The organism is Segatella salivae F0493, from assembly GCF_000477535.1.
GTDB lineage: Bacteria > Bacteroidota > Bacteroidia > Bacteroidales > Bacteroidaceae > Prevotella > Prevotella salivae.
In genome coordinates, this window is record NZ_AWGW01000017.1 from 1 (window position 1) to 22,139 (window position 22,139).

Annotated in this window: 20 protein-coding genes and 1 pseudogene; 11 read left to right on the forward strand and 10 right to left on the reverse strand. The window is 43.8% G+C overall.

What is annotated here, in order from left to right; all coding sequences use genetic code 11:
- Nucleotides 1-243: 243 nt before the first annotated feature.
- The 3 genes from nadD to HMPREF9145_RS05485 all read right to left on the reverse strand — a co-directional run bounded on the left by nadD (nt 244) and on the right by HMPREF9145_RS05485 (nt 2,615).
- A complete protein-coding gene (gene nadD, locus HMPREF9145_RS05475) occupies nt 244-873 on the reverse strand; it encodes a nicotinate (nicotinamide) nucleotide adenylyltransferase (RefSeq protein ID WP_021825425.1) in 630 nt (209 codons plus the stop codon).
- A 2-nt stretch (nt 874-875) separates the two neighbouring features.
- Nucleotides 876-1,553: a guanylate kinase gene (gene gmk / locus HMPREF9145_RS05480; protein WP_021825434.1), complete on the reverse strand. Its 678-nt coding sequence runs from the start codon at nt 1,551-1,553 to the stop codon at nt 876-878.
- 183 nt (nt 1,554-1,736) lie between these two features.
- Complete coding sequence (locus HMPREF9145_RS05485) at nt 1,737-2,615, reverse strand: YicC/YloC family endoribonuclease (RefSeq protein WP_021825430.1); 879 nt, start codon at nt 2,613-2,615, stop codon at nt 1,737-1,739.
- 89 nt (nt 2,616-2,704) lie between these two features.
- On the opposite strand from HMPREF9145_RS05485, the gene tsaB reads away from it, so the two are divergent.
- The 11 genes and pseudogenes from tsaB to HMPREF9145_RS12765 all read left to right on the forward strand — a co-directional run bounded on the left by tsaB (nt 2,705) and on the right by HMPREF9145_RS12765 (nt 9,788).
- Entirely contained in the window at nt 2,705-3,397 is a 693-nt protein-coding gene (gene tsaB, locus HMPREF9145_RS05490) for a tRNA (adenosine(37)-N6)-threonylcarbamoyltransferase complex dimerization subunit type 1 TsaB (RefSeq protein WP_007135222.1), read from the forward strand.
- A 2-nt stretch (nt 3,398-3,399) separates the two neighbouring features.
- Complete coding sequence (locus HMPREF9145_RS05495; protein WP_007135223.1) at nt 3,400-4,002, forward strand: DUF4290 domain-containing protein; 603 nt, start codon at nt 3,400-3,402, stop codon at nt 4,000-4,002.
- Between the two features lie 2 nt (nt 4,003-4,004).
- A complete protein-coding gene (gene murA, locus HMPREF9145_RS05500; protein ID WP_021825415.1) occupies nt 4,005-5,315 on the forward strand; it encodes a UDP-N-acetylglucosamine 1-carboxyvinyltransferase in 1,311 nt (436 codons plus the stop codon).
- On the forward strand, nt 5,308-5,829 hold the full coding sequence (rimM, locus tag HMPREF9145_RS05505; RefSeq protein ID WP_021825440.1) for a ribosome maturation factor RimM: 522 nt from the start codon (nt 5,308-5,310) through the stop codon (nt 5,827-5,829). Before murA ends, rimM begins: the two co-directional genes overlap by 8 nt.
- A 22-nt stretch (nt 5,830-5,851) precedes the next feature.
- Complete coding sequence (locus tag HMPREF9145_RS05510) at nt 5,852-7,024, forward strand: 1-deoxy-D-xylulose-5-phosphate reductoisomerase (protein ID WP_036906796.1); 1,173 nt, start codon at nt 5,852-5,854, stop codon at nt 7,022-7,024.
- Between the two features lie 37 nt (nt 7,025-7,061).
- A complete protein-coding gene (gene rseP, locus HMPREF9145_RS05515) occupies nt 7,062-8,444 on the forward strand; it encodes an RIP metalloprotease RseP (RefSeq protein WP_021825418.1) in 1,383 nt (460 codons plus the stop codon).
- A 276-nt stretch (nt 8,445-8,720) separates the two neighbouring features.
- The gene (locus tag HMPREF9145_RS14110) at nt 8,721-8,852 is read left to right on the forward strand and encodes a hypothetical protein (RefSeq protein WP_262502498.1); all 132 of its coding nucleotides are present in this window, start codon (nt 8,721-8,723) and stop codon (nt 8,850-8,852) included.
- Complete coding sequence (locus HMPREF9145_RS14115) at nt 8,853-8,981, forward strand: hypothetical protein (protein WP_081697694.1); 129 nt, start codon at nt 8,853-8,855, stop codon at nt 8,979-8,981. It begins immediately after the preceding gene.
- Nucleotides 8,982-9,077: 96 nt separating this feature from the next.
- A pseudogene (locus HMPREF9145_RS14295) lies at nt 9,078-9,179 on the forward strand (tetrahydrofolate synthase); the annotation flags it as partial.
- 205 nt (nt 9,180-9,384) lie between these two features.
- On the forward strand, nt 9,385-9,546 hold the full coding sequence (locus tag HMPREF9145_RS13690) for a hypothetical protein (RefSeq protein WP_196809745.1): 162 nt from the start codon (nt 9,385-9,387) through the stop codon (nt 9,544-9,546).
- Nucleotides 9,547-9,608: 62 nt separating this feature from the next.
- Nucleotides 9,609-9,788: a hypothetical protein gene (locus tag HMPREF9145_RS12765; protein WP_021825433.1), complete on the forward strand. Its 180-nt coding sequence runs from the start codon at nt 9,609-9,611 to the stop codon at nt 9,786-9,788.
- Nucleotides 9,789-9,888: 100 nt separating this feature from the next.
- On the opposite strand, the gene HMPREF9145_RS05520 is transcribed toward HMPREF9145_RS12765, so the two are convergent.
- The 7 genes from HMPREF9145_RS05520 to HMPREF9145_RS05550 all read right to left on the reverse strand — a co-directional run bounded on the left by HMPREF9145_RS05520 (nt 9,889) and on the right by HMPREF9145_RS05550 (nt 22,122).
- Nucleotides 9,889-11,109, reverse strand: coding sequence for a DUF4861 family protein (locus tag HMPREF9145_RS05520; RefSeq protein WP_021825364.1), 1,221 nt, complete (start codon nt 11,107-11,109; stop codon nt 9,889-9,891).
- A 3-nt stretch (nt 11,110-11,112) separates the two neighbouring features.
- Nucleotides 11,113-13,500, reverse strand: coding sequence for a DUF4955 domain-containing protein (locus tag HMPREF9145_RS05525; protein WP_036906758.1), 2,388 nt, complete (start codon nt 13,498-13,500; stop codon nt 11,113-11,115).
- Entirely contained in the window at nt 13,497-15,035 is a 1,539-nt protein-coding gene (locus HMPREF9145_RS05530) for a sulfatase family protein (RefSeq protein WP_021825408.1), read from the reverse strand. Before HMPREF9145_RS05530 ends, HMPREF9145_RS05525 begins: the two co-directional genes overlap by 4 nt.
- Nucleotides 15,032-16,225: a glycoside hydrolase family 88 protein gene (locus HMPREF9145_RS05535; protein WP_021825411.1), complete on the reverse strand. Its 1,194-nt coding sequence runs from the start codon at nt 16,223-16,225 to the stop codon at nt 15,032-15,034. Before HMPREF9145_RS05535 ends, HMPREF9145_RS05530 begins: the two co-directional genes overlap by 4 nt.
- Before the next feature lies 1 nt (nt 16,226).
- A complete protein-coding gene (locus HMPREF9145_RS05540; protein WP_196809746.1) occupies nt 16,227-19,259 on the reverse strand; it encodes a chondroitinase family polysaccharide lyase in 3,033 nt (1,010 codons plus the stop codon).
- Between the two features lie 4 nt (nt 19,260-19,263).
- Nucleotides 19,264-20,295, reverse strand: a complete 1,032-nt coding sequence (locus HMPREF9145_RS05545) for a DUF5017 domain-containing protein (RefSeq protein WP_021825363.1) — start codon at nt 20,293-20,295, stop codon at nt 19,264-19,266.
- A gap of 93 nt (nt 20,296-20,388) precedes the next feature.
- Nucleotides 20,389-22,122 (reverse strand): RagB/SusD family nutrient uptake outer membrane protein, encoded by a 1,734-nt coding sequence (locus HMPREF9145_RS05550; protein ID WP_021825400.1) that lies wholly within the window; start codon nt 22,120-22,122, stop codon nt 20,389-20,391.
- Nucleotides 22,123-22,139 lie beyond the last annotated feature (17 nt).

Below are 22,139 nucleotides of genomic sequence, written 5' to 3' on the forward strand. Positions count from 1 at the left end.
CATTTCCACGACTAACTACTCCCCTCTCTCTTCGGAGAGGGGCTGGGGGAGAGGCTTTGTTTTGCCCCAAACCATTTCACCTTTAATTATCAACAACATCACCACCCCAAACTAACTCCAAAACAACTCCCTCCATTTCCACGACTAACTACTCCCCTCTCTCTTCGGAGAGGGGCTGGGGGAGAGGCTTTATTTCCCTCAATCTACCCCCCCAACAAACATCTTTCAGTAGGTCGATTCACCTTAGAGATTCTCTGAAAGATTTGTTTTCTTTTGCAGTTCTTGGTAATATTGTATTGTTTTTGCTTCTATTTCAGGCTTCACCATGCCATGAATCGACATGCCATGTGCAATGCGTCGCCGGATATCCGTACTGTTGAAATCGTATAACGGCGTGTTTTCGAGCGTGACATTCTTGGGAAGTTGCGTTGTGCATATAGGCGAATGTTTGCGCGGATAGATGATAATGGGGTAGTGATGGAGGATGAAATCGTGGTTTTTCCAGCGGTCGAAGTTCGCCCAATTGTCTGCTCCTATGATGAGTGTAAACTGATTTTTGGGGTAGGTTTCATGGAGTTTACAAAGCGTATCATAGGTATATGAGGGCTTAGGAAGGCGGAATTCGAAGTCACAAGCAATAAGGTTTGGCTCGTCAGCAAGGGCATTTTGTGTGAGTTCTAAGCGGTGGTTGTCGTCTAAAAGGTCGTTGTCCATGCGCTTAAAAGGGTTGAGAGGCGACACCATGAACCAGATTTCGTCGAGCCGTGTGTGCTGAAGTAGCGTCTTAGCCAACGATATATGACCCATATGAATGGGGTTAAATGAACCGCCGTAGATACCGATTCGGGGTGCAGTGAGCCTTATTTCGTCCACTTTTATTTATTGTTCAGGAAAGTCGTTATCAGTCTAAGAGTGTCTTGTTTGGCTGTTTCGAGGTCGTCGTTGACAACGATATGGTCGAAGTTTGGTGCGAAAGAAAGTTCGTATTCAGCTTTTGCGATGCGCTGTTCGATAACCTCCTGCCGATCGGTTCCACGGCCATTAAGTCTTTTTCTCAGTTCTTCTATCGAGGGAGGTTGTACAAAGATGCTTATGGCTTGACTGCCGAAGAATCGCTTGATGTTGCATCCGCCTTTCACATCTACGTCAAAAACGACGTTCTCTCCACGTGCAATCTGCTCCTCAACTTCAGACTTTAGTGTGCCATAGAAGCGGTTTTCATAAACTTCTTCGTATTCAAGGAACTCGTTGTTTGCTATCTTTTCCTTGAATGCTTTGGGCGAAAGAAAGAAGTATTCTACGCCATTTTGTTCCGTTCCTCGAGGCTCACGACTTGTACACGAGATTGAAAAGTGGAGATTAAGTTCAGGATGTTCTTTCATCAACCATTGCACAATGGTGCTCTTTCCCGAGCCCGATGGCGCACTGAAGATTAGGAGTCGGCCAGGAAACTCAGCCAAATGAGAGTTTTTTTTAGAGTCTTCTGGTTGTTGTTTGCTTTGTTCTGACTCGTTGGAATGAAGAAAGTCGTTGTTTTGTTTCATCATATTCATCCTTTAATATCATGGTTTATTTTGATTAGGAAGATTCTTTCCTACTTTTATTCACCATTGAAGGATTATCTAAATTCTGCTATTTATAGAGCTGTTTCATTTCAGAATTAGTCGCAAGAAAGATGCATCTGTTTAGAGGTTCTACCCCTTTGGGAAGATATGTAGAGCCCTTTCATCTTTAACTTACAGTGCATTTAGCACCTGTTCCTTAATTTGTTCCAACTCATCTTTCATCTTTACGACGATGTTTTGCATCTCCGCTTGATTGCTCTTACTACCAGTTGTGTTGATCTCTCGCCCCATTTCTTGTGCAATAAAGCCAAGTTTCTTACCAACACCATGGCCTTCTTCTTGCATCGTTTCACGGAAATAGTTCAAGTGATTGGTAAGTCTTTGCTTCTCTTCGCTGATATCTAACTTTTCAATATAATAGATAAGCTCTTGCTCTAAGCGGTTTTTGTCGTAGTCAACACTTGGGATTTGTTCAAGGCCTTTAATGATATTCTGTCGTATTTTCTCTACACGGCTCTTCTCATATGGCTCAATACTTGCGAGTAAGGCTTCGATATTGTTAATCTTTTCGTTGAATTTGTGTTGCAAAGCAGCCCCTTCTTGTTTGCGGAAATCTACCAAGGCATGGAGTGCTTCGTCAATAGCTGTGGAGGCAACTGCCCATTCTTCGTTGGTGAGTTCTTCGTTTTCAGTCTTTGTTGTGATATCAGGGAGCGCCAGAAGAGTGGCATACCAATCGGTAGGCTCAGGGATTCCGGTTTGCAATGAGATATCTTTTATCTGCTTATAATAGTTTTCTACGAGCGCCACATTAATGGAAGCAGCGTCTACAACGTCATCTTTTTCAATCCAAATGGCAAAGTCTACCTTCCCACGTTCAAGGCTTTTAGCTACCTTTTGGCGTATTTCCATCTCCTTTTCTCTATAGAGTGGGGCAATGCGGGCAGACAAATCTAATGCCTTACTGTTTAGAGATTTAATCTCAACATTAATCTTCTTTTCTTTGAAAGTGACTACAGCTTTGCCGTAACCCGTCATGGATTGTATCATAATTGCTACGCGTTAAATTTCTGCAAAAGTAATAATTTTGTGGGAAAAAAGCGTAAATTTGCAATTTATTAAGATTATATTTTTCATTTATGTCGTGTATATTAAACATTGAAACGAGTACAACGGTGTGCTCGGTTGCCGTGAGTAATGACGCAGAATGCATCTTTAACAAGGAAGATCATAGTGGTCCGCACCACAACGAGACGTTAGGTGCGTTCGTAGATGAGGCACTTTCTTTCATTGATAGCCATGGTTTGAAACTTGATGCAGTGGCAGTGAGCTGCGGACCTGGCTCATATACGGGGCTACGTATAGGTACTTCAATGGCTAAAGGCATTTGTTATGGTCGCGATGTAAAGTTGATTGCCATACCAACGCTTGAGCTTTTGGCTGTTCCAGTGTTACTTGGTGAGCATCCAAATGAGGAAGATGCGCTGCTGGTTCCTATGTTAGATGCTCGCAGAATGGAGGTATATGCTGAGGTGTTTGACCGTGCTTTGCATGTTGTTCGACCGATTCAGGCAGATGTAGTAACTGAAGAAACCTATAAAACTTATTTAGATAAGGGTATTGTTTATTTCTTTGGAGATGGTGCAGGCAAATGTATGAGTGAGATAAATCATCCTAACGCCCGTTACATTAAAGACATTTTACCACTTGCAAAGAATATGTTTCCCTTGGCAGAAAAGCGATTTGCTGAAGAGAAATTTGAGGATGTAGCTTACTTTGTGCCTTTCTATTTGAAAGATTTTGTAGCTAAAATGCCTAAGAAACTGCTTTAATTATGAATATTGAAGGATTAGATTACAACACACAACGTGAGAAACTAATCATGCCCGAGTATGGACGTGAGGTGCAAGATATGGTGGATCTCTGTGTGAACTTAAAGACAAAGGAAGAGCGTCAGGCTTGCGCTGAGACAATAATTGCCATCATGGAGCGTATGTTTCCACAGGGAAAAGAGAGTGGGGACTATCAACATAAGCTGTGGGATCACCTTGCAATAATGAGTGATTTCAAGCTTGATATCGACTGGCCCTATGATATTAGTGCGGCAAATAGAATCTCTTCAAAGCCTGAACCGATGCCTTATCCGATGGAACGCATACCAGTTCGTCATTACGGACATATCCTTTTTGAAGTTTTTCAGCGTCTAAAGACGATGCCAGAAGGCGAAGAACGCGATGAACTTATACGTTTGACGGCGAATCAAATGAAGATAGATTTGATGACGTGGAGCCATGGTTCAGCCGATGATGTGAAGGTTGCTGATGACCTTGCACGGTTTACTGACGGGAAGGTTCAACTCGATTTGAACTCCTTTGTGTTTAATAAGATTGCGGATAGGCCCATTGCTAATACGCCGAACAAGCGCAAAAAGAAGTAACTATGGAATCATTTATCATCGAAGGTGGACATCGATTAAAGGGTACTATCACGCCACAAGGAGCCAAAAACGAGGCACTTGAAGTGATTTGTGCCACGTTGTTGACGACTGAACCCGTGAGAATCAAGAATATACCCGATATTCTTGATGTCAATAACCTTATCATATTATTGCAAGATATTGGGGTAAAGGTGACGCGACATCAGCGTGGAGACTACACGTTTCAAGCTGATGAACTGAATCTTTCCTATCTCGACAGCTTGCAATTTGTTCAGAAATGTTCCTCACTTCGTGGAAGTGTTCTCTTGATTGGACCTCTGTTAGGCCGTTTTGGCAAAGCAATCGTGGCTAAACCTGGGGGAGATAAGATAGGACGCAGACGCTTAGATACACACTTTCTCGGTTTTAAGTACCTCGGAGCCAAGTTTGTTCGTGACCCCGAACGTGATGTTTTTCGAATCGAAGCAGAACAGTTGAAAGGCTGTTATATGTTACTTGATGAGGCATCTATTACCGGAACAGCAAATATTATCATGGCTGCTGTGACGGCAAAAGGCACAACTACCATCTACAATGCAGCCTGTGAACCATATATTCAGCAGCTATGTCACTTGTTAAATGCTATGGGTGCCAACATCAGTGGCATTGCAAGTAACCTTATTACGATAGTGGGGGTGGAGCGATTGCATGGAGCTTCGCACATGGTTTTACCCGATATGATAGAGGTTGGCTCATTTATTGGCATGGCAGCCATGGTGGGTGACGGCGTAAGAATTAAGAATGTGTCACTCCAAAACTTAGGAATCATCCCCGATGCCTTTAGGCGTTTGGGTGTAAAGATACGGGTTGAAGGTGATGATTTGATTGTACCCTATCAGCCACATTACGTGGTTGACTCGTTCATTGACGGCACTATTATGACATTGTCTGACGCACCTTGGCCCGGACTTACCCCCGACTTGATTTCTGTTCTCCTTGTCGTTGCCACACAAGCACGTGGCTCTGTGCTCATACATCAGAAGATGTTTGAGAGCCGTTTGTTCTTTGTTGACAAGCTAATTGATATGGGAGCACAAATCATTTTGTGTGATCCTCATCGGGCAGTTGTCGTGGGACATGATCACAAAATGAAGCTAAGAGCGGGACGAATGACCAGTCCTGACATCCGCGCGGGTATCGCTTTACTTATCGCAGCAATGTCATCTCAGGGGACAAGTAATATTGCAAATATAGCCCAAATCGATAGGGGTTATGAGGACATTGAAAACAGATTGAATGCTATCGGGGCTTGTATCAAACGTGTAAATGATTAAAAACGAAGACGTATATAGAATCGGAAAGCTTGGGAAACCACATGGGGTGCAAGGTGAAATATCCTTTCTCTTCACCGATGATGTGTTTGATCGTGTTGAAGCCGACTATTTATTGCTATCTATTGATGGTATACTTGTGCCGTTCTTTATAGAGGAATATCGGTTCAAGAGTGCCGAAAATGCTCTTGTTAAGTTTGAAGATATCGACTCAGAAGGGCGTGCCCGTCAGCTCACGGGATGCGAAGTGTTCTTTGAACGCAGTCTTTCTGATGGCGCAGAACAAGGCTTGTCATGGGCCGAAATCATAGGCTTTACGGTCATCAATAGGCTGAATGATGAGGTTGTTGGGCATATAACAGAAGTTGATAACACCACCATCAACACACTTTTTGAGATTAAAACCACCACGGGTAAAGATATCTTGGTGCCTGCTCACGAGGAGTTGATTCACGAAGCTGATATGCAACGCCGTGAGATTCGAATGTCCATCCCTGATGGGCTGCTTGATTTATAACCCTAAGACGATAGGAAAAGAAATGAAAAAACAACAGATATGTATCCTCGGATCTACTGGAAGCATTGGTACTCAAGCTTTAGATGTTATCCGACAGCATAGTGATCGCTACGAAGTTTATTGTCTTACGGCGAACAACAGCGTAGAGAAGTTGGCCCAACAGGCACGAGAATTTAAGCCTGCTGCTGTCGTTATTGCCAACGAAGCACATTATGATGCTTTGCAACAACTGCTCAACGACCTACCAGAAATAAAGGTTTATGCTGGTAAAGAGGCCTTAGAACAGATTGTTTCTGCCTCACCTATTGACATGGTTTTAGCTGCAATGGTTGGCTTTTCGGGGCTTGTTCCGACGATAAATGCCATTAAAGCGCATAAGAAAATATGCTTGGCAAACAAAGAAACGCTTGTCGTTGCCGGCGAATTAATATGTAATTTGGCCAAAGAAAACCATGTACCCATCTTGCCTGTTGATAGTGAACATAGTGCAATCTTCCAGAGTATTGTCGGTGATGCAGATAATAAGATAGAGAAAATTCTGCTTACTTGTTCTGGAGGTCCTTTCAGATTGTTCAGCCACGAACAACTCAAGACGGTCACAGCTGCTGATGCTTTGAAGCATCCTACATGGGATATGGGCGCTAAAATCACTATAGACTCGGCATCGTTAATGAATAAAGGTTTCGAGATTATAGAGGCAAAGTGGCTCTTTGGCGTACCCGCTGACCGCATACAAGTGTTGATTCATCCCCAAAGTATAGTCCATAGTGCGGTCGAATTCATTGATGGTGCGGTGAAAGCTCAGTTGGGTGTGCCCGACATGCGATTGCCCATACAATATGCTTTCTCGTTCCCTGAGCGCTTATATCTAAAAGGTGAGCGCCTCGATCTATTCAAACAGCAACGTTTAGAGTTCTTCGAGCCCGACACAAATAAGTTCAAATGCTTAGCCTTGGCCTACGAAGCAATCGATAAAGGGGGAAATATGCCCTGTATTTTGAACGCTGCCAACGAGGTGGTTAATGCGGCTTTCCGTCGCAATGAGTGCTCTTTCCTTGGCATGGCCGATGTGATTGAGCAAACCATGCAGCAGGCAACATTCGATAAAAACCCTAATCTTGATGTCTATTTGCAGACAGATGCTGAGGCCAGAACCATTGCTCAGCGTCTTGTTTTGAAGGCTTCAACCCTATAGAGTCATTCATTTTGAAAATAAAAACGATAAATAAATCATGGAAGTTATATTCATAAAGGCATTGCAGTTCATTCTTGCAATCTCACTATTAGTACTGCTCCACGAGGGTGGACACATGTTTTTTGCAAAGCTTTTCGGTATAAGAGTTGAGAAGTTTTATATATTTTTTGATGTCGGTATAGGGAAATGGACGGGTAGTCTGTTCCATTTTAAACCTAAAAACAGCGATACTGAATATGGGATGGGATGGCTTCCATTTGGTGGTTACTGCAAGATTGCAGGAATGATTGACGAGAGTTTCGACACCGAACAAATGGCTAAACCGGCTGAACCATGGGAGTTCAGAACAAAACCTGCATGGCAACGGCTGCTGGTTATGATTGGTGGAGTCACTGTTAACTTCCTTCTTGCACTCTTCATCTATTCAATGCTCATGTTTGTTTGGGGCGATACTTACATCCAAACGAAAGACATGAAGCAAGGAATGCTGTTTAATCAAGAGGCAAAACGCTATGGTTTTAAAGACCATGACATTCTTCTTGGCACCGAAAAAGGGCAGTTTAAAGACTTTAGTGCCGATATGTTCCGCGCAATCTCAAAGGCTAAGCGCGTTGATATCATTCGAAATGGAAAGCCAATGAGCCTACATTTGTCAGGAGATATTAATCTTTTAAGCATGATTAAAAGCACTCCGGCTTTCTGTCAGCCTTATCTTCCTGCCACAGTCGACTCTGTTCTTCCCGGTGGTCCAGGCGAAAAGATTGGTTTGAAGAAAGGAAACAAGCTGTTGGCACTTAATGGGGTGAAGATAACTTCAGCCAATGTGTTCCTTGACGAACTAAGTAAAATGAGAGAAAAACTATCTGCTTGCAAGACACATCAAGACAGTATGAAGATAAGAACGGCGCAGTTGGTATATCAATCCGATAAGGTTGACACCGCAAAAGCTGTGCTTACACCCGACTTGAAGTTTGCCATTGAGTTCCCAAGTATGTTGTCTCTCTACACACCTACACACAAAAGTTATGGCTTTTTGGCCAGTTTCCCGGCAGGAGTTGCCTATGGTTGGGATGTGTTGAAAGGCTATGTGAGTGACATGAAGTATGTGTTCTCTGCCAGTGGAGCCAAGAGTCTCGGTGGATTTGGCACGATAGGAAGTCTCTTTCCCTCATCATGGGATTGGTATATCTTTTGGAAAATGACCGCCTTCTTAAGCATAATTCTCGCCTTTATGAATATACTTCCCATCCCAGCCCTTGATGGTGGTCACGTGCTTTTCCTCATTTATGAAATGATAACGGGTCGAAAGCCGAGTGAAAAGTTTATGATTCGTGCCGAGTATACAGGCGTAACGATTCTCATTCTGCTAATGATTGTGGCCAATCTCAATGACATTCTGAGGTGGTTAGGCTACATGTAGAATATTGGTGAAGTCGTTGTATATCACAATATTATAGAAATATTTGTGTAAAATCAGTTAAGGCGAAGTGCTATTTGTGGCACTTCGCCTTATTGTTTGCGTCATTTCATGCGACAATTTGCGTCAAATCATCGTGTGTTTTGCCGTATTTTACACGATGAGATGCCGCAAACCATTTAGCTTTTAATTAGCAACTACGCCACCATTTCCCATTAACCCATTTGCCGTTACAAATATCCTAATGCGCAACGGCGAAGGTATTGGGTCAAGATTCCAATGAATACATCCACCATGATGGATGTGGCAATAATACAACGCCGTATATTTAATGCAAATATTTCAATGGATATATCCAGCATGATGAATGCTCTCATCATGCACTGCCGTAGGTGTTATGCCAATATCTAAATGAATGTATCCACCATTGCGAATGTCACAACGACGCAACTCGGTACGAGTTGTTCTTTTGATAGCCCGGGGTTGGCGAGGAACGAGCCTACCCCGGGTGAACGTTCGCATGGAGATTCAACGCCGTAGGTGTTGAGCTTTTTTTGTGAAGGCATGGTTATAGCGAGGGGATTAATAGGATATTATGCCAATATTCCAATAAACAAATCTGCTACCAAGAATGTTCTCACCACGCAACTCGGTACGAGTTGTTCTTTTGATAGCCCAGGGTTGGCGAGGAACGAGCCTACCCCGGGTCAACGTTCGCAAGGAGATTCAACGCCATAGGTGTTGAGCTTTTTCTGTGAAGGTATGGTTACAATGAAACATTTTATGGCGGATAACGCCGAAAAAGCGCAACACCGATGGCGTTGTTTCCCACACAACATACATTAACCCAGGGTAGCCTGCACTATCGTTTGGCAACCCTGGGCTATCAAAAGCGCAACACCTACGGCGTTGAAACGTGTGTTGCATGATGTGATTAATGTTTATGCACACATGTATAAATGGCAGGTTACGCCAAAAAGGTACAACACTTACAGCGTTGTTCCCCACAAACCATACGCAAACCCAGGGTAGCCTGCGCTATCGCTTGCCAACCCTGGGTTATCAAAGGCGCAACACCGATGGTGTTGAAACATTTATTTCATGATACGATTTAGGGCAATTCACACATGTATAAATGGCGGATTACGCTTAGAAAGCGTAACACCGATGGCGTTGTTTCTCACAAATCATATGTTACCCCAGGTATCTTACACACATTCACACACACAAACCTTGGCGTTGTTCCCCACAAACCATGCGCTAACCCAGGGTAACCTGCACTATCGTTTGGCAACCTTAAACTATCAAAAGCGCAACACCGGTGGCGTTGAAACATATATTTTCTAACCCCATTTCTTTGGTTCATGCGGTAAAATAGGGGGAGGTGACGCGCCGGTTTGCCCCGAATCATTTTATGATGTGTGCCTTTACGGTTCGTGATAAGGCGCTATTCAATCGTCACTTGGAGTGGATTTTTCAGCCTTTCAGTTAGAGAATTGATTTCAAGTTGCCACATTTTTTGATTGCGAATGCCTGAACCAATCCAGCCAGCACCAAAATAATAGGTTGCCTTTTCATTCGGACGGAGGGTAGTTTTGCAGATAGCGTGCCCCGCAACACCTTTACTTAATTGAGTGTTTTTCAACCAGCGGTGTTGCACTTTGCCTTCAGGGAAGACGACAGCGACATAGATTTGGATGCCATGCCCCGATGGATTATCGGTTGGATCAGCATATTCCACGTAGTTACGACCCATGTGTAGTGTGTTGAGGGCACCCTCATGGACGACAAATCCAGCACAGAATGGCTGCGGACGACGTTGATTTTCATACCAAACGGCAGCGTGATTGAAACTTGATCCCTTATCTAATGTAATCAAACGATGCTCAATGAGGTTGGTCTCTCCATTCACATTGGCAGGATTATAGATAAATTCTGCGCGGAAACGGAGGGGCCCGTTGTCGATGACACGATAGGAACTAAAGCAATAAGGCATAACAATGCTGTCGCCATGCAATAGGGCTGGTGTGCCACATCCAAGCGTAGGACCTACATTATAGCAATCAAGTCCATTGCCATGGTCAAGATGTAACGAGAAGTTTCGCTTGACACTGTCGGCAGCTTCGGTAGCTCCCTGCTTGCGAAGTCGCTTCTCTTCCTGATTGGCGGCATAGACATTGGCATAGCGTTCGGCTACAACTAAGTTGGGAACAGACTTTAACCAGATGTCGATTCCATAGGCTTTCTCGCCTGTTTTCTGTAGAGCTGGCCCATAAGCACGATAGGCACAGCGGTCGTTTTCCCATGTAAAGTCATCCACACGCCAGGCATATAGTTGACCATCTACGCTGCTTTTGAAGGCTTGAGGCACGCCACGTGTGACGCTAAACACCGTCTTTTCGTGAGGAAAAACGGCTGCATCAATCAGCAGGAGGCTATCAGATGTGAGTTGAGAGGCCACCTGTTGACCAAACGCATTGCGTATAATCAGCGGTGAACCATAAGCAGATTGCAGTCGCTGATAAAGTATTTTAGCATTGATTTCGACGACTTCTGCGCGTTGTTCTGACGTAGGATTCGCGATAACAACTTTGACCTCATGGCCTTTTCCCATTACAGGAAGCGACACAAAGAGACTGCACAGAAGCGTCGATATAAAGTTTCTCATGATTTATTTCTGTATGATTTTCTTTCCGTTTTGAATGACTATACCTTTAAAAGACTTGCCAACACGCTGTCCTTGTAGGTTATAAGTCATGCTCACTTGAGCCTTTTTTTGCTGCAGTTTGTGATTCGTTATCCCTGCAGGAATAGGCTTTCCCGTAGCATCTTTTAGGATAATATCGAAGAGGAAAAGTCCGTTTGTTGTTGTAAAGACCACATCTCCGTCGGCTTTTACCTTTCCGATGCTTTCTTGAATGAGTGCGCCGTCATCAGGAGTAGCAAACCCTTGCAAAACCTCTACATTGGCTTCAGCTTGCAAATAGTTTTTTGCTGCCTTACTTGTTGACTTGTAATGCACAGTGATAGTTTGTCCTTTTTTACAATTTGGGATAACAAGGGCAATACCTTTCGCATTCAACCGTAGTACACGTTGCCCCTCATCATAGGCAATCAGCAGCTTACCTGCACTGAGAGGTTTGCTGTTTCCGTTGACAAAGATACCGAATTGAAGGCCTCGCCAGCTCTCAATGGCTTTCCCATTGGCAGAGATTGGGGAGGTGAATGGGCCTATTTCATTGGCTGAAAGCGTCTTTGTTCCACCCGAACGACCTATATTCTGTTTGTTAGAATAATAGTGTTTCCCATGGTCATCAATGCTTTCCCAATTCGCATCTTGCCTCAATTGATCTTCCTCTTCCGTAGGCATGATTGTGAAATCCCATGTCTTTTTGGGTGCTTGTGCCTGCAAATCGAGTTCTGAAACCCAATCTGGAAGATAGCCAAGTCGGTGTTGCAATTGAGCCGCATAGAGCGAGCGAGGAGCCACTTCGAGTCCATGTGCCTCGTCACGCTTTGTGTGTCCATCGGCGAAAGTCACGTGAGTGCCGTGGAAACCAATGATGGTTGGGGGGAGAGTCTTATACCATCGGTTGCTGTTCTCCCACCATTTGAAAGGCAGTTCGTCAGGGTTCGTGGCCGTACAAGTAAAGTTCCACATTGTAAGGTCATCGAGATGATTTGGTAGTTGGGTTATATCTCCGCCCATACGCAACTGCATAAACCCACCTTTACAGTCATCAAATAGCGTCGCACGAGGCTGAGTTGCATGGCTTTCGAAGCAGTCGTCAGTTCCCCAAGTGCAGTTCCATATCACGTTTCCGATGCTTGGTTTCGACACACCGCAAGCGTGATACTGTCCCAATCCAGTGCGTTGGTCGCTGAAATACTTATCACTTGTTAGATAACCCCACGTGTTATCATAAACGTTTGCAATCAATCCGCGTGACGAACTGGCCATACGTACGGCCGAATGTCCTCGGTTTCCCGTTATCTCTACATCATAACAAATGACGTTTGCACAGTCTTGGAACGTCGCACATTCACTGATATTCTCAAACCTTACGCGTCGCATCCAGGAGTTAACTAAGCGTACAAAGTTGATAGGTTTATACGCTCCATCGTCTTGCCACGAGCCATGATGTTTGAAGTTTGGCTTGGAATGACCGCGGAAAGTGAGGTCTTCTACGCCCACTTCTGCATAATGTCTGTACTCCGTTATCATCCATTGCTCACCTGATTTGACGGCACGCATGAGCGGTTCTTCAAAGGTTACCACGTTGCCTACAATGGATTTGATTTGATGATAGTCGTTAACGGTGACACCACTATTAAGGAGGTTCGTCATCGTATGGTCGGGAGTACGTCCAAGAAGTTCATCTTTGATGACTTGTAGATTGGTATTTGGCTGCATTTGCAGGCATATCCAATCGCCTACTTTCAGCTTAGAGACGTTGTCAACTTCGACACTAAATGTTCCCTTTTGAGCTGTTCCATTCACATTTGCATAGATAGCTGGCGTCTTTACTCCATTGTTTCGGAAGGAAAGCAGTGTTGGAGAACTATATAACAGCTTTTCATTTGCAGGCAACATCGGGTCATTCATCGTGAGGAAAGTCTTGTCGCGACCAGCACCTTTCATGATTACTTGTCCCATAACGAAGTTGAGACATTCTGACTTTTTCAGCCCCGTTTTGCTGTCGATGATATCATCATCTGCGGTGTGTAGAATGAACTCTCCTTCTGGGAAATAGATGATTGCACGTGCATTAGGCTTCTTATCGATTTTCGATAGAATCGTTTTCAGTGCCAATCGGTCAGACTTCCCATCGTCAGGGATAGCCCCATAGTCCATCACATTATAGATAGTGTAGTCAGGGAAAGCCTCTTTGGGCAGTGAAAGGCCATGATTGTAGCCAGCATAAGAGAAGTCTAACAATACGTTTTGAGGGGAATTTGTAACAAATTCATTCCATGCGGTAGTATACTCTTGCTGTGCCCATAGAGGAGTAGCCGTCATAAGACAGCACAATATGTTTATTATCTTTGCATGTTTCATTTTTTGTAGCTTATCAATTGACTTAAAATCTGTTGCTGAGCCCACGGGTCATCAATCTCTTTTAATAGTTCTCCGAGTCGGTGACAGAGGGCAAGATAGTCGGCCTTTCGCGTCTCTGGATCGATATTATGCAGCTGATAGGGATCGTTCCAATCGTCAAAGAACAGAACGTTTTTAAGCTTTTTATTACGTGTTATGTAAAGTGCGAGGGTGTAACGCGATGTCTTTATGCCTCTTGCTGATGGGAAGTAATCAAGAACATTGCCGTTCGTTCCCTTGCGTCCGTCTATGTTTTGAATATAAAGAGCAGCGTCAGGACGTTGTATAGTAGCCTTCTTATTCAAGAAAAGTGATGAGTAATCATGGCCTTGAACCGATGAAGGAAGGTGATGACCAAGCCCTGCTAAGCCAATCATTGTAGGCATAATGTCGGGTGAAGACATGAGCAGTGAGTCGACTCTTGGTGTCAAATGACCAGGATATCTGACCATGAAAGGAATGTTCATAGACTCAGTGTATGGAGAGTTTTTGGGGTCTTCTGTTCCTTGACTGCACATCGTTTCTCCGTGATCAGATGCAAATACGACGATAGTATTACGTGTAAGCCCAGCTTCTTTCAGTGCATCGAGGATCTGACCAAAGGCTCTATCGACGCCACTTACAGAGGCAAAATAGAATGCAGCAGACTTAGCTTTGTCCATGTTTCGCACTGCATTGTCGCGCACAAGTAATTGTTCGATAGGTTTATCCTTATATAAAGCATAGTCTTCTGGCATGCAGTCGTTTAACGAACGATAGGGACTATGAGGCGGATTCATACCAACCATGAGGAAAAATGGCTTTTTGGGGTCGCGCTCTCCATGCAGATTACGAATGTAGTCGGCTGCAATGCGTGCTTCATGCAAGGGAGACCACTCGTGAGGTTCATGTTTCTTACCCTCAGTATCCCAATAATGTGGATTCTTATGTTCATCAAATGTGCCGTAAGAATACCAGAAATTGAATCCATGTCGACGTTCTTTTGGCGTATAAGCATCCCATACTGGTTGTTTATCTTCTACGTAATGACCAGGTCGAGCAGGGTCGTTTTGCTCAGGTCTGTCGGCATGTAGTTTACCAATATACCCGCAATCATAGCCTGCTTGATGGAAAACGTCTCCAATACATGTAGTCTCTGGACGAATAAAACTAAATGGACGGGACGAGTTACAGTTAACAGGCACGCCACTACGGTTAGGATACATTCCAGTTAATAGACTGCCACGGTGAGGACTACTCAGTGGACAGTTGCTCATAGCCGAACTTAAAACTACTGACTCTTTAGCGAATTCATTCAGTCGTGGCGTATGTGTTGGATCACCACGAAACTTTACTTGTTCTGCAAATCCTTTCTCTTGCCATATCCCCAAGGCTGCATTACGAAACTGATCTGGGAATACATATACTATATTAGGTGGCACATTGTTCCCTGCTACTGCACAAATAGCCTGCGGAGAAAAGACTAACAATCCCGCGAAAAACGTCTTTTTTTTCATTTTCTTCTTGTCAATGCTTCAAGGAAATAATAGTCTGCATAGTTCAATGGCACATCAATCTCGTTGTTATGAGGAATACTTCCAACCGAGTGCATTAACAAAAAGCAACCATTTTTGCCAAGAGGTGCGCGATATTCTGGTGAGGAAAGCGAGCGGATTATTCTGTCAGCAAGAGATGTATAGCCATTATCTGGCAGGTAATTATTCATCTCATACAGCGCCGAAGCTATGCAAGCAGCACTTGAAGCATCGCGAGGTTCGTTCGGAATATTAGGCGCATCAAAGTCCCAATAGGGGATAAGATCCTCGGGAAGATTAGGATTTTGCATGACGAAGTTCAATGTTTTTACAGCCTGGTCAAGGTATTTGCGGTCGTGAGTATAGCGATAACACACAGTATATCCATAGACTGCCCAAGCTTGTCCGCGTGCCCATGCACTATTATCTGCGTATCCTTGTGCAGTCTGTCTATGTAAAACGGCCCCGTTGTTTGGGTCATAATCTACCACATGATAACAGCTTCCGTCCTTGCGAAATTGGTTTTCTAATGTCTTGTTTGCATGCGAAACAGCCACCTTCCAATAGGTAGAGTCACCACTAAGTCGCGTTGCTTCAAACAACAATTCGAGGTTCATCATGTTGTCAATGATAACGGGACAGGTCCATCCTCGCTTTGATTGCCACCCTCTATCTACGTTCCATGACTGGATAACTCCAGCCTTTTTACGGAAGCGAGTACATAGAGATTTGGCCGTTTGTATAATGGCTTTCTTGTATGCTTTGTTAGGATTGAGACGATAGATGTTTAGATAACTGCTGCCAATCATGAAGCCGACATCGTGATGCCAGGTAAGATATTGGATGGAATCTAAGGCTTCTGTAAAGCGTCTTGATTGCAAAAGCCACGATTTATCGTTAGTTAATTGGTAGAGATAACATAGACTCCCGGGGAAGAATCCTGAGCACCAATCGTCTATTGGGATATAAACCATGCGCCCAAGTTTGTCAATCGTTTTGGGAATGCGTACCTTTCCTTCACGTCCAATCTGTTGAAGCATCAGAGAATATTGGCGTGTTGAGAAGTTAATATCATTGTTAATGATGTTGCTGATGTCGTTGTTTTCAGCGTGGCAAAAGGCTGGTGTCATTAGAAAAACACCCAAGGATAGTAGTAATTTTCTTATTTTCATATCATCGTTTGTTTAATTCAAGTTCATAACTTAGTCCATCTTTACACATAAACTCAAGCGTTGTTGTTTTTGCTTTGCGTTCAACCAATCGGATATTTGCCGTTGGAGTGAAGTCCCAGTCGCCCAATAAGGTTACACGAACAGGCAGTTCCTGGCTGGCATTCTTAATCCATGACCGGCTATAAACACTGCGTTCAACACGTTTCCCATCTTGATAAATATCATCATTCGGGCCTGAATAAAGGTTCAAATCAGGCTGAGCAACCGTTAATATCAGCTTATTCTTGGCCACTTGGCGTACCATTGCGAGACAAGTTGTGTCGGTGAGCAGTACAGGACCACCCGGAAGGTACGACTTAGGCGTTTCAAAGATGACATAAGACATGGTGTGTGTGGGCTCATGTCGAACGATATGTGCGTCTCTGTCCTTTTTAATCACGGTGTAGAAAGGCTTAGAAGCAATGATCTTTAGCCTTTCGGGATTAACCTTTGGCAATACAGCGTATTCATATTCTGCACCTGTTGGGGCAGTGCCATGAGGGATATATAACGATACCCATTGTCCAGTATTGGGCTTGTTAGTATCATTATTGCGCGATTGTTGTTGGATAAGACCCGTAAAAGTCCATGGATTTGGAGAATAATATCCTGTGCCAAGAGCGTCTAAACACGTATTACTTTGGGGCTGATATGTTTGCCAATAGCTTTGTGTTTGTGGGTCATCGGCTGCCAATTGAAAGACAGTTGTCTCCGTTGGATGTTGCTTGTCGTTGTTCTCTATGTTGCTTCCGAGACATATAATGTCGTCATTAAAGAAGTGAAAAGATTTGCGTGCACGGAACGAACCATTATATTTATCGTGCTCATGCAGCTTTAATCCGAAGTTGCCATTAGTCTTTTGTTGAGACAATCCGCCTGCAAAAGCTTCGTCAGACAATAGCATTTCTTCAACGCCTGAAGAGGTATCGACATTCAAAATCTTGGCTTTCAGGTCGTCGTATGGCAGATGAATGCTTGTCGCACCAGGTATTCGGTTCCAATCAAAGCCTTCTTCTTGCCAGCCACTTGTCTTTAAGGTGACATCAATTCCTTTGGGAGCTGTTGATAACAACAAACTGCCATAGCCCAAATAACGGCCATAGAGATTCTCGCCTGTATAGTGTTCGCTACACCATAGATAGCGACTTGTACCACGAACAACGGCAGCCCAGTTGTCTCTTCGCTGTACGGCGGCACACGAATAGCCTAAACTGAGATTCCCTTGTGGGTCAGCTTCGGGTGAAATTCCCTTCAATCTAAACTCACGATAGATTTGTTTTTCTTTGTTGTTTGTCGTGTTTTGCGTTAAACGTAAATAGGCGGCAGCCATAGATTCGTCAAGTTCGTTAGCACCATTTGGTGTGCCTGCCCAAGCCATGTAAGCGTAATGCATCGGTGAGAGCTGTCCTTTTCCGTCGGGATGACGCCCAGAAAGGGATAAGGGGAAACTCAGTTTATTGCAGTAAAAGCGCATGGCCATCAATGCATTTTTAACGGTTTGATGAGCTAATTCGCCTATAGCAAACTCACTTCCACTAAGTAAATAGATCATTTGTGTAGCGCCATTGAGACCTCCAATCGCATAGGCTGGATAGTTATTACAATGATGATAGGCTGAACCATCTATCTTAAAGGAATCCATTAAGCCTGGAGCTGGGCGGCAACCCCAATCAAGCCAGCGAGAGAATGAACGAAGATATTGCACCTTTATGGGCGAATCTTCCATTAATAGGATGCTCGCCATACAGCCCATTGTGGCTGTATTAAACGTATCCATATCCATTCCATTGCCTGTTGGCTTTACATAAACCTGGCGCAATTGGCTATACCAAACCATTGTTGCTACAGCTTCATCTAATTTTCCTTCGGCTTTCAACACCTCTTTCATGAGGAAATAGGCGATATACATGCTGCGAAGACTGTATCCGTAGTGGTGAATGTTACCCCAACAAGAGCCCCAGGTGACGCCCTGATCTGTGATATTGTCATACATTAGCATGAACATCTCACGCAGTTCCTTTTTATCTTCACTCGTAGATGCATTGTTATAAGCGATTGCTATCTGTTGCATGAGCTTGAAATAATCGTTCATTTCAAAGCCCGTTCGTGTCAGAATCTCCTTATCCCATTTAGGAAGCATACGCTCATAAGCCTCTGCATGGCGCACATACCATATTGGAGTACCTATAATATAGCTTTTCTTTCTCTTGATTTTATACGTGTCAATCTTGTCCCGAATGCCTTCCATTTGCTTCGGATAAAACTTGGATGGCGTATAGATTAGATGCCGAAAGCGTTGCTCTATCACATGAATTTGCTTTGTCTGTTGTGTGGTTAGAGGAGTCAAAGTGATGTCAGACTGTAACTTTGAACGCTTCAAAACCTGCAACCATTCGTTATGCGATTCAGGATTGACAAAGGGCAACAGCTCGTCAGCGGTTTGGTAACGAGGGTCCACTTTGATAGCGGTAATCATGTGATCGATATAAAGTTTCCCCGCCACATCAGGCGCTTCGACAACAATCTCATTCATTCCAGTTTCTGGTTTGCCTTTCATGTCGCGCTCATAGCATACCCATGCTCCGCGCCATCCTTTGAAATTAAGGCTCATTGGGAATGAAGTGCAGAGCTTTCCCTGCTTTTGGAACTTGAAGACTACAGTCTTGTTGGGCAGTGGACGCTCGTTGTAGAGCCACACGATAAAGGCAGATAGGTAGTTGTCCTGACTGCCCTTGAGGTGTGGTTCAAACTGAAGGTCTTTGTCAATAAACAGCTTTCCTCCGGCGTTGAAAGTCCATTCCAAAGACTTCTTGCCATTTCTGAAATGACGATCAGATAGGGAGGTTGTTCCTTTTTCGGTATGAATTTGGCGCAACTCGTTTGTTGTCTCAAATGAGAGCATACGGCTATTGTCATACATCTGCGCATGAACAGATGATGAAACAGCGATAAGGCTAAGGCCAAGGATGACACATTTGAATGTGTTTAACTTCATATCGTCAATCAACAACTTGGATGTTTATTTCTTTTACGACTCTACTCTCTGACTTATAGTTGCCGTTTGTTGCAACAAACACAGCCTTGTATTGTCCCACCTTATTATATATATAGGTGTAGGAAGACAGACTTTCTGTGGTATTCTTTATGCTTACGCCTCGATCAGGAGAGCAAGCGTTCGCCAAAATCAAGTCAGAAACCAACCATGAATATTTCAATTTAGCACCTGTTGCAGAGCTATGAATGAAGAAGTCTCCTTTTGATGAGCCTGTAAGATTCCACACTCCACTCGTATTATTCGATACCGTTCCATACTCACGATTGCCTGTCATTGTCTTCTGATCAGCCAAATTGTGGTGGCACATCATGTTCAGTGCAGTGAAGTTGAAGCCACTTGCATAGAGCGTTGAACTTGTTCCATCTTTCATGGTGTTGACAATCTTCATGCCAACAACGTTAACTCGCGGTTGCGGAGCAATGTTAGTATGAGGTTTATAGCATGCCGCGATGGTGATACGCTTACCTAAATAGGGAGTGAAATCAATCTCATAGGAGCTGGCATGGGCTGCATTGCTCGGTGCAGTAGGCAGTTGTGCAGGCTCAACGAGGTTTTTCCATGAGAAGCTCTCTACCAAAGTAGAATCTTCTTTGAAGGCATTCTTTGCTAAACCAGGGAATGATTCTGAGATATAGAATCTCATAAGGTCAGCCGAAGAGGCTGCATTTCCATATTGATACCAAACAGAGAAGGTGAGTTTTGATGAGGCGATGTCGTCAAAAGCCACTTGATCGCGGTCCTTATAAGCATACTGATGGCCAGCTTCACCACTGTAAAAAGTGATGAAGTCGGGTTGGCCTGTCAGTGCAAATGTTAGGGGCGATCCTTTTTTTACAATGATATTGTCGCCAGCTTGCTGGGTGTTTTCTTGCGTAATCGCCTTTACATTTAAGGTAACTTGTTCCTTCATATCGTCTTCACACGCTGAGAGTATAAAGGCAAATAGAGGAATCCACATATATATATAGCGTTTCATGTTGTTTAATTTGTATTGAATGATTAAATGATTAGAGTCACTTTACACGACAAAGTCTATCACTTTGTCGTGTGTTCTCTATGCTTTTACTTTCTACCAACCAGGGTTATTAGCGACAATCTTTTTGTTGATTGCCATTTCATTCGAAGGAATTGGGAAATAGTTATAGGCGTCAGAGACTTGGAAATAAGTGTAAACATTGGATGGTCCAAAGTTCCAGTTCGTTCCGTTTTTAGCTCTTTCAACCAGTGCATTCATATCCTTTGTGAAGTCACCCCAGCGAATTAAGTCAAATCTTCGTGTCATTTCAAAACATAATTCCATGGCACGTTCGTCTTTGATTGCATTGCGGAAGTCTTCTTGATTGAGTCCAGCGAGCGTAGCAATTCCTGCACGTTGGCGCACCATGTTGATGCATTGATAAGCCAAAGTCGTTGGACCGCCGTGGATTTCATTCTCACATTCTGCCACCATCAGCAACACATCGGAATATCGAAGGATGGGGAAGTTGATGAGTGTGAAGTTCTTGTTCTTCTTATCGGGTTCATATTCACGGCGCCATTTGCCACACATACGGCTGTAATCTGTTGAAGCTACGGCCTTTTCTCGGTCACCTGTCTTTGCTGTTGAAGGCATATCACCATAGCTATAGGATTGATTGTAATACTGAGTCTTTACTTCTTGCAACTTACCTTTCTCGAAAACGCGTCCATCAACGCCTTTACCCACTTTGGATTGTGTGTAAGAGAAGGGGGCAATATTCCAGTTCATGCGGTCTTTATCGCCATTCTTTTCATAGAGTTCATAAAGCTTTGGTGTGCTCCAGAAGAAGCAATAACCGAATCCTGGGTCTAATTTCCCTGTGATATCTGTTTTGCTTGACAAGTCGGGTGCTTGGATTCCGATGATATTTCCCACACGACCTTCGGTGCGAGTATCCGTGCTATAGTTGCCCGTATATTCTGCTTCCCAGATACTTTCCTTGCCTGTTGTGTTATATTTATCAGAACATTGGTCGATGAAGAAATCCCAATAATGCGGTGCAAGCGTGTGACCTTCGTTCATAACTCTTTGTGCAAATGCCCCAGCCTTAGTGAAATAGTCTTTTCTTAAGGCTTCATTTGGGGTGGTATGATCGCGGAAACATTCGCCAGCTCTAAACATATAGACGCGTGCCAAGATGCCCCATGCAGCTGATTTTGTTATGCCTCCGGGCAAGAAACTGACTTCCGAAGCGTGCTTAAGTCCGTCAACACTCTCTTCCATTTCCTTGCAAATGAAGTCATAAATCTCTTCTTTTGGCGTACGAGCAGTTTGTAGTCCATACACCGATTGCGTGGAATGGGTTCTGAAAGGCACATCTCCCCAGCATTGAACTAAGTTGAAATAGTAGAAGGCACGGAGGAAACGAGCTTCTGAAGACATGGTCTTTATCATGGATTCTGATAGTCCAGGCACTCCATTCACCTCCTCCAAGAAGATGTTTGCACGGTTAATTCCGGTGTAAAGTGTATACCAGTATGCTGCGACTGCAGGGTCACTGCTGTTTGCATTGTTGCAAATCAACCCCCTCGTTGATGGCGAACGACCAGGTCCTCCATAGGCTTCGAGGTCGTCACCTCCTACGAGATAGAAGTAATCATTGCCGTAAAAGGCGGTCTCAGTAATAGGAGCATAGATGCCTTTTAGGAATAGTTCAGCTTCTGATTCGTTCTTAAAGTAACTCCCTGACGTTGTACTTGTTGGTTCCTTGTCAAGGAAGTTACAACTCGATAGCAATGAAACGATAATTCCAAGCGCTATGATATATATATTACTTACTTTCATAATGTGTTGCAGTTAAT